The 8,054-nt window shown below is 70.6% G+C and carries 6 protein-coding genes; 1 reads left to right on the top strand and 5 read right to left on the bottom strand.

Annotated elements, in window-relative coordinates; all coding sequences use genetic code 11:
- Positions 1-139: 139 nt before the first annotated feature.
- Positions 140-529 carry an NTP pyrophosphohydrolase gene (locus AC0680_RS11645; RefSeq protein ID WP_478627071.1) on the top strand — a complete coding sequence of 130 codons (390 nt, stop codon included), beginning with the start codon at positions 140-142 and terminating at the stop codon, positions 527-529.
- A 53-nt stretch (positions 530-582) separates the two neighbouring features.
- Here the strand turns inward: AC0680_RS11645 and AC0680_RS11640 are convergent, their stop codons facing one another.
- The 5 genes from AC0680_RS11640 to AC0680_RS11620 form a co-directional block, all read right to left on the bottom strand.
- A complete protein-coding gene (locus AC0680_RS11640) occupies positions 583-1,449 on the bottom strand; it encodes a GyrI-like domain-containing protein (protein ID WP_478627070.1) in 867 nt (288 codons plus the stop codon).
- Between the two features lie 311 nt (positions 1,450-1,760).
- Entirely contained in the window at positions 1,761-3,287 is a 1,527-nt protein-coding gene (locus AC0680_RS11635) for an amino acid permease (protein WP_478627067.1), read from the bottom strand.
- A 196-nt stretch (positions 3,288-3,483) separates the two neighbouring features.
- Entirely contained in the window at positions 3,484-5,445 is a 1,962-nt protein-coding gene (gene dxs, locus AC0680_RS11630; protein WP_478627064.1) for a 1-deoxy-D-xylulose-5-phosphate synthase, read from the bottom strand.
- Between the two features lie 495 nt (positions 5,446-5,940).
- Positions 5,941-7,242, bottom strand: coding sequence for a sugar ABC transporter permease (locus AC0680_RS11625; protein WP_478627061.1), 1,302 nt, complete (start codon positions 7,240-7,242; stop codon positions 5,941-5,943).
- Positions 7,239-8,039 carry an ATP-binding cassette domain-containing protein gene (locus AC0680_RS11620; protein ID WP_384431495.1) on the bottom strand — a complete coding sequence of 267 codons (801 nt, stop codon included), beginning with the start codon at positions 8,037-8,039 and terminating at the stop codon, positions 7,239-7,241. The genes AC0680_RS11625 and AC0680_RS11620 overlap by 4 nt, the downstream gene beginning before the upstream one ends.
- Between the last annotated feature and the right edge of the window lie 15 nt (positions 8,040-8,054).

Genomic DNA, 8,054 nt, shown 5'->3' with positions numbered 1-8,054 from the left:
GTTGGGGGGGGGGGGGGGGGGGGAGGGGGTTTCGGCCCGGGGGCGTTGGGGGGGTCCCCCCCCCCCCCCCCCCCCCCCCCCCCCGCCTTCGCGTTGCCGAACCCACCCCCGGAGAAGCGCCGCATGGCAAGGTGGCGGCATGGATTCCTTGGTCGTTGTCGATGCCGCGAATGTCGTCGGCTCGGTGCCCGACGGCTGGTGGCGGGACCGGCACGCCGCGGCGGAGCGGCTGCGCGACGCGCTGCCGGGCTTCGCCACCGCCGGCCTGCCGGGGCTGGCCGAGCCGCCCCTGGAGATGGTCCTCGTAGTGGAGGGCGCGGCACGCGGGGTGACCTCCATCGAGGGCGTACGGGTGGTGCCGTCGCCCGGCAGCGGCGACGACCGGATCGTCCGGCTGGTGGCCGACGAGGGCGGCGGACGGGACTGCCTGGTGGTCACCGCCGACCGGGGGCTGCGCGAGCGCGTCGAGGCGCTGGGCGCCCGGGTGACGGGCCCCCGGGCGGTGTGGGGGCGGCGCGGAGGGGCGTAGGAGCCCGCTTCGGTGCGGCGGTGCCCCGGGTGGGACACCACCGCACCACCCCGTCAGACCCCGGTCCGCTCCACGGGGATCCACAGCTCCGCGTCCGCCCGCGCCGCGTCCGGGGACAGGCGGGTGCGCAGGATCTCCGGTCCCGGCCTGCTCTGGTACGGGTTGGACGGGAACCACTGCGTGAACACGTCCCGCCACAGGTGCTGGAGCGCCTGCGGGAACGGCCCGGAGTTGTCGAAGACGGCCCACGTCCCCGCCGGGACGGTGAGCGCGTCCAGGTCCTCAGGGACGGCCGCCCGGGTCACCACGCCGTGGTAGTAGTCGAGTTCGGTTCCCTCCGCCCGGCTCGGGTCGAGGTCGTCGCTCACCGCGACGATCCCCGCCGGCTCCTGATCGGACAGCGCGCCGATGCGCCGCATCGTCTCCTGGTCGATGCTCCGGATGAAGTCGGCCATCGCCGGGTTCACCCCCTCGTGCACGAGCGGCACCCGGGCCTTCTTCCCGACCACACGGAACTGCTCCTTCTCCACGATCCGGTACCGCATGCTGCTGCTGCCTTCGATGATGAGACGGAAGGACATCCGAGGTTGGGAGCGCAGCGCGACACCGGTCCGCCGGGCCTCGCCCGGCCCCACACCGTGCACGGCCCGGAACGCCCGCGCGAACGCCTCCCCCGAGCCGTAGCCGTAGCGCACCGCGATCTCCAGCAGCGTCCGCTCTCCGGTCAGCACCTCGGCCCCCGCGATGGTCAGCCGCCTGCGCCGGACGTACTCCGACAGCGGCATTCCCGCCAGCGTGGAGAACAGCCGTCGGAAGTGGTACTCCGACGTCGTCGCGATCCGCGCCAGCTCGGCTACCTCGATCCGCTGGTCGAGATGCGCCTCGATGTGTTCCAGGGCCTCGTTCAGCCGCTCCAGCACCTCGGTCTCCTTCTCCTACGTCCACCACGCCAGGAGGACGCACCCTGCCGGACCCGACATCCCGTGCCCGGTCCGATCAGGTACGACGGTCGCCGGCGATCCCCCTGCACACGGACGCTACGCGAGCCGCCGGCCACGACGCGGGGGCGGGCCGGTGCGCCCTGCCCTGCGCGCACCTCTTACGGGCCGGCACCGCCGTACGAGCCGCCGGCACCGCCGTACGGAAAAAGCCCCGTACACCGCGAGCTGCGGTGTACGGGGCGAGCGGAGGGACAGGAGGACGGGCGCACGGCCGGGGCGGGAGCGGGGTCTCAGCCCTTCTCGGTCTGCCGGTTGCGGATGCCGAGGCGGCTGTGCGACCGCCCGTACAGGAAGTAGATGCCGAAGCCGGCCACCATCCAGACCGCGAACCGCGCCCAGGTCTCGGCGGGCAGATTGAGCATCAGCCACAGCGAGGCGGCCACCGACAGCAGCGGTACCACGGGCACGAACGGGGTGCGGAACGAACGGGGCAGGTCCGGCCGCGAGCGGCGCAGCAGAATGACGCCGACGGCGACCACGACGAAGGCGAACAGCGTGCCGATGTTGACCAGTTCGGCCAGCTCGTCGATCGAGGTGAAACCGGAGACCACGGCGACGACGACGCCCAGCGCGATGGTCGCGCGGTAGGGGGTGCCGTAGCGGGGGTGGGCCCGCGAGAAGACCCGCGGCAGCAGCCCGTCCCGGCTCATCGCGAAGAACACCCGGCTCTGGCCGAGCAGCAGGATCATGCAGACCGAGGTCAGACCGACGGCGGCGCCGAAACTGATCACCCCCGCGAAGTAGGGCTGGTCGAGGTCCTTGAAGGCATCCGCGAGCGGGGCGTCGGTGGAGAGCCTGCTGTACTTCTGCATACCGGTGACGACCACCGACACCGCGACGTAGAGGATGGTGCAGATGGCCAGCGAGCCGAGGATGCCGCGCGGTACGTCGCGCTGCGGGTTGCGGGTCTCCTCGGCGGCGGTGGCGACGATGTCGAAGCCGATGAACGCGAAGAAGACCACGGCCGCCGCGCCGAAGATGCCCATGACGCCGAAGTTGGACGGGGTGAAGCCGAAGAGCAGCTGCGCCAGCGGCGCGCCCAGTCCGCCGCCGCCCTCGGTGGGCTGGCTGGGCGGTACGAACGGTTCGTAGTTGGCGCCGTTGATCAGGAAGGCACCGGCGATGATGACCAGCAGGACGACGGTGACCTTGATCCCGACGACCACCGCCGTCACCCGCGAGGACAGCTTCATCCCCAGCACGAGGATGCCGGTCAGCACCAGCACCAGGATGCAGGCGAGCAGATCGAAGCCGAACCGTCCCTCGTGGGTGCCGGACAGGCCGACGGGGAGGTGCCATCCGGCGCTGTCCAGCAGTGAGCGGATGTAGCCCGACCAGCCGACGGCGACCACGGCGCAGCCCAGCGCGAGTTCCAGGATCAGGTCCCAGCCGATGATCCAGGCCGGCAGCTCCCCCAGTGAGGCGTAGGAGAAGGTGTAGGCCGATCCGGCGACCGGCACGGTGGAGGCGAACTCCGCGTAGCACAGCGCCGCCAGCGCGCAGACCACGCCGGCGGCGACGAAGGACAGCGCGACGGCGGGACCGGCCTGCTCCTTGGCGATCTTCCCGGTGAGGACGAAGATGCCGGTGCCGATGACCACACCGACACCGAAGACGGTCAGATCGAGGGCCGACAGGGACTTCTTGAGTGTGTGCTCCGGTTCTTCGGTGTCCAGGATCGACTGCTCCACAGTCTTCGTCCGGAACATGCCGCTGTGTCGACGTGAATCATGTGGTGTGCCGTGCTGTGTGCTCATGGGCGAACCTCCGCCTGGACGACCCTCGCAACTCTCCTGAACTGACCGAGTCTCCGCAATGTCTGGAAACAGTCAGCTTTGGCGGGCCTCCAGGGGACGGTGATTCACCCGATGGGGTGTGGCCGCGGGTATGCCGATGGGCCGGGCGGAACATCCGTACGGATGACCGGCCGGCCCATCGGCAGGGTCTGCGGAATCAGTCGCGGGCGACCTCGGCCTGCGCGCGGTCGGGAGCGTCCGCGGTGGCCGCGGCGTCCTCCAGATCGGTCCGCGGCAGACCGTCGATCTTGGACACCAGACCGGTCACCTGGCGGGCGATGTCCGGAGCGGTGAGCCCGATCTCCGCCAGGATCTCCTTGCGGGAGGCGTGGTCGAGGAAGCGCTCGGGGATGCCGAAGTCGCGCAGCGGCAGGTCCACACCGGCGTCCCGCAGCGACTGGGCGATCGCCGAACCGACGCCGCCCGTACGGGAGTTGTCCTCGACGGTGATGACCACACGGTGCTTGGCGGCCAGGCCCGGCAGCGCCTCGTCGACCGGCTTGACCCAGCGCGGGTCCACGACGGTCGTCGAGATGCCCTGCTTGTCGAGGAGGTCGGCGATCTCCAGGCACATCGGGGCGAGCGCGCCGACGGAGACCAGCAGGACGTCGGGCCGCTTGACGCTCTCGTCGGGCGCGCGGAGCACGTCCATGCCGCCGACCCGGTCCACGGCCTCGACGGCGGGACCGACCTTGCCCTTGGAGTAGCGCACGACGGTCGGGGCGTCCTTGACCTCGACGGCCTCGCGCAGCTGCGCGCGCACCTGGTCGGCGTCGCGCGGCGCGGCGATCCGCAGGCCCGGGACGACCTGGAGCAGGGACATGTCCCACATGCCGTTGTGCGAGGCACCGTCGTCGCCGGTGACACCGGCCCGGTCCAGGACGAAGGTGACCCCGCACTTGTGCAGGGCGACGTCCATCAGCACCTGGTCGAAGGCGCGGTTGAGGAAGGTGGCGTACACCGCGAAGACCGGGTGCAGTCCGCCGGTCGCCAGGCCCGCCGCCGAGACGGCCGCGTGCTGCTCGGCGATGCCCACGTCGTAGACCCGCTCAGGGAACGCCTTGGCGAACTTTCCGAGGCCCACCGGCTGCAGCATGGCCGCCGTGATCGCCACGATGTCGTCACGCTCCTGGCCCAGCTTGACCATCTCGTCGCCGAAGACGGAGGTCCAGCTGGCGCCCGACGCCGCCACCGGCAGGCCGGTGTCCGGGTGGATCACCCCGATGCCGTGGAAGCGGTCCGCCTCGTCCTGCTCGGCGGGCTTGTAGCCGCGGCCCTTCTCGGTGAGGCAGTGCACGATGACCGGGCCGCCGAAGCGCTTGGCGCGCTGCAGCGCGGACTCCAGGGCCTCCATGTCATGGCCGTCGATCGGTCCGACGTACTTCAGGCCCAGGTCCTCGAACATGCCCTGCGGGGCGATGAAGTCCTTCAGGCCCTTCTTCGCGCCGTGCAGCGTCTCGTAGAGCGGCTTGCCGACGACGGGGGTGCGCTCCAGGAGGTCCTTGCCGCGGGCCAGGAAGCGCTCGTAGCCGTCGGTGGTGCGCAGGGTGGCGAGGTGGTTGGCCAGGCCGCCGATGGTCGGCGCGTAGGAGCGCTCGTTGTCGTTGACGACGATGACGAGCGGGCGGTCCTTGGCGACGGCGATGTTGTTGAGCGCCTCCCAGGCCATTCCGCCGGTCAGCGCGCCGTCACCGATGACGGCGACGACGTGGTCGTCCTTGCCGCGCACCTGGTTGGCCTTCGCCAGGCCGTCGGCCCAGCCCAGGACGGTGGAGGCGTGCGAGTTCTCGATCACGTCGTGGTCGGACTCGGCGCGCGAGGGGTAGCCGGACAGCCCGCCCTTGGCCCGCAGCTGGGAGAAGTCCTGACGGCCGGTGAGCAGCTTGTGGACGTAGGACTGGTGTCCGGTGTCGAACAGCACCCGGTCCTTGGGCGAGTCGAAGACGCGGTGCAGGGCGATGGTCAGCTCGACCACGCCGAGGTTCGGGCCGAGGTGTCCGCCGGTCTTGGAGACCGCGTCGACAAGGAAGGTACGGATCTCCCCCGCCAGCTGCTCGAGCTGCTCCGGGCCCAGTCGGTCCAGATCGCGCGGTCCCCTGATACGGGAAAGCAACGCCACCCCTGCCTCCTTGCTGCTGCTGTGTTCGAGCTTGCTGCCCTGATCGAGCTTGCCGATCAGATGAGTCTAATGTCGCGCCCGCTGAGCCGACGCGCGGGCCTCGCGATGTATGTCACTCGGGTGACGACGGCTTTCGGCCGGTCGGTTGCGCGGTGTGACACACACGGCACACGGCGCCGGCCCCCACCGGATCATGCCCGGTGGGGGCCGGCGCCGTCGAAGCGGCCGGGGCGACGCTGCCTCGGCCGAGTGACGAGCGGAAGACTTACCTGCGCCGGGAGCGCTGCCGCGGCCAGACGACATCCCGCGCCTTACGTGCGCCCGGAGCGCTGCCGCAGTCAGACGACATCCCGCGCCCTACGTGCGCCCGGAGCGCTGCCGCAGTCAGACGACATCCCGCGCCCTACGTGCGCCCGGAGCGCTGCCGCGGCCAGACGACATCCCGCGCCCTACGTGCGCCCGGAGCGCTGCCGCAGTCAGGCGACATCCCGCGCCCTACGTGCGCCCCGCGGTCTTCTGCGTCCGCCGGGAAACCGAGTCGATCACGACCGCGGCGAGCAGCACCGCGCCGGTGATCATGTACTGGATCTCACTGGCCATGCCCAGCAGGTTCAGGCCCTGCTGGATCGACTGGATGACCAGCATGCCCAGCAGCGCGGACCAGATCTTGCCGCGGCCGCCGAAGAGGCTGGTGCCGCCGATGACGGCCGCCGCGATGACGTTCATCAGGGTGTTGCCGGAACCCAGGTTCTTGGTGGCGCCACCGGAGAGGCTGGCGATGAACAGCCCGCCGAAGGCGGCGAGCATCCCGGAGATCGCGAAGACGCTGATCCGGATCTTGTTCACGTTGATACCGGCCCGGCGGGCGGCCTCGGCGTTGCCGCCGACCGCGAAGATCTGGCGTCCGTAGGTGGTGCGGCGCACCACGAAGTCGGCGACGACCAGCACCGCGAGGAACAGCACCAGGGCCAGCGGCAGACCGCGGGCACCGGCCGGCTCGTTGAGCACGTAGGCGACCACGAAGCTGATCAGCGCGACCACGCCGGTGCGCAGCAGGATCTCGCTGAGCGGCCGGGAGGGCAGTGCGGCGGCCTTGCGGCGCTTGCTGTCCAGCAGGAGCGACGCGGCGTACGCGAGGACCGCGACCAGCGCGAGACCGTACGCGGCGGCCTTGTCCTCGAAGTAGTAGCCGGTGAGGCTCTCCACCACACTGCCGCTCGGCGTGTTGATGGAGCCCTCCTTGCCCATCATCCAGATCTGCAGGCCGCTCCACCCGAGGAAACCGGCCAGGGTGACGACGAAGGCCGGCACACCGATCTTGGCGAAAAAGAACCCGTGCAGGGTGCCGATGGCCACACCGGCCACGATGGCGATCAGGACCGCGAGCCAGTCGTTGACACCGTTGGTGACGCTGAGCACGGCCCAGACGGCCGCGCCCACACCGGCCACCGAGCCGACGGAGAGGTCGATCTCGCCGAGCAGCAGCACGAAGACGATGCCGACGGCCATGATGCCCAGGCCCGAGGTGTAGACACCGATGTTCGCGAGGCTGTCCGCGGACAGGAAGCTGCTGTTCTTGAGCTGGAAGACGACCGCGATGACGATCAGGCCGATGATGACCGGCAGCGAGCCCAGCTCACCGCCGCGCACCCGGCGCTTGAAGTCGTTGAGGTAGCCCGCGATGCCCTGTTCCCGGACGAGCAGACGGGGGTCGACGGCGGCCGGCTGCGGGGTGTCGACGGCGGCCGGTGCGGCCTCGGCCTCCGGACCGGCCGGCTCCTTGGTCAGGTCGGTCATGCCCCGACCTCCTTCTTCACCTGGTCCGTACGCGCCTTGCGGCGGGTGACGGCGTTGTCCGAGGCGCCGGTGATCGCGGCGATGATCTCTTCGTGGGAGGTGCCCTCGACGTCGAAGACACCGTTGTTGCGGCCCAGCCGCAGCACCGCGACCCGGTCCGCGACGGCCTGCACATCGGCCATGTTGTGGCTGATGAGGATGACGCCCAGGCCGCGCTCGCGCAGCCGCTCGACGAGGTCGAGGACCTGCGCGGTCTGCTCGACGCCGAGGGCGGCGGTGGGCTCGTCGAGGATGACGATCTTGGGGTCGCCGATCAGCGCACGGGCGATGGCGACGACCTGCCGCTGGCCGCCGGAGAGCGCGGCGACGGGGATGCGGACGCTGGGGATGCGGATCGACAGGGTGTCCAGCAGCTCCTTGGCGCGCTTCTCCATGGCGATCTCGTCGAGGACACCGGCGGTGCGGGTCTCGTTGCCGAGGAAGAGGTTGGCGACGACGTCGAGGTTGTCGCAGAGCGCGAGGTCCTGGTAGACGGTGGCGACGCCGAGTTCCTGGGCGTCGTGCGGCTTGTTGATGCGTACCGCGTTGCCTTCCCACTCGATGGCGCCGTCGTCGACCGGGTGGACGCCCGAGATGGTCTTGACCAGGGTGGACTTGCCGGCGCCGTTGTCGCCGACGAGGGCGACCACCTCACCGGGGTGGATCTCCAGGGTGACGTCCGTGAGTGCTTGGACGGCGCCGAACCGCTTGGAGACTCCGCGCAACGCCAGCACAGGCGTAGCGGACACGTGAATCATCTCCTTCGCCGCCGT

Source organism: Streptomyces sp. NPDC043738 (genome assembly GCF_056436545.1).
Note: the sequence above shows the minus strand (reverse complement) of the source record. Positions and strands in the feature narration are given on the sequence as shown.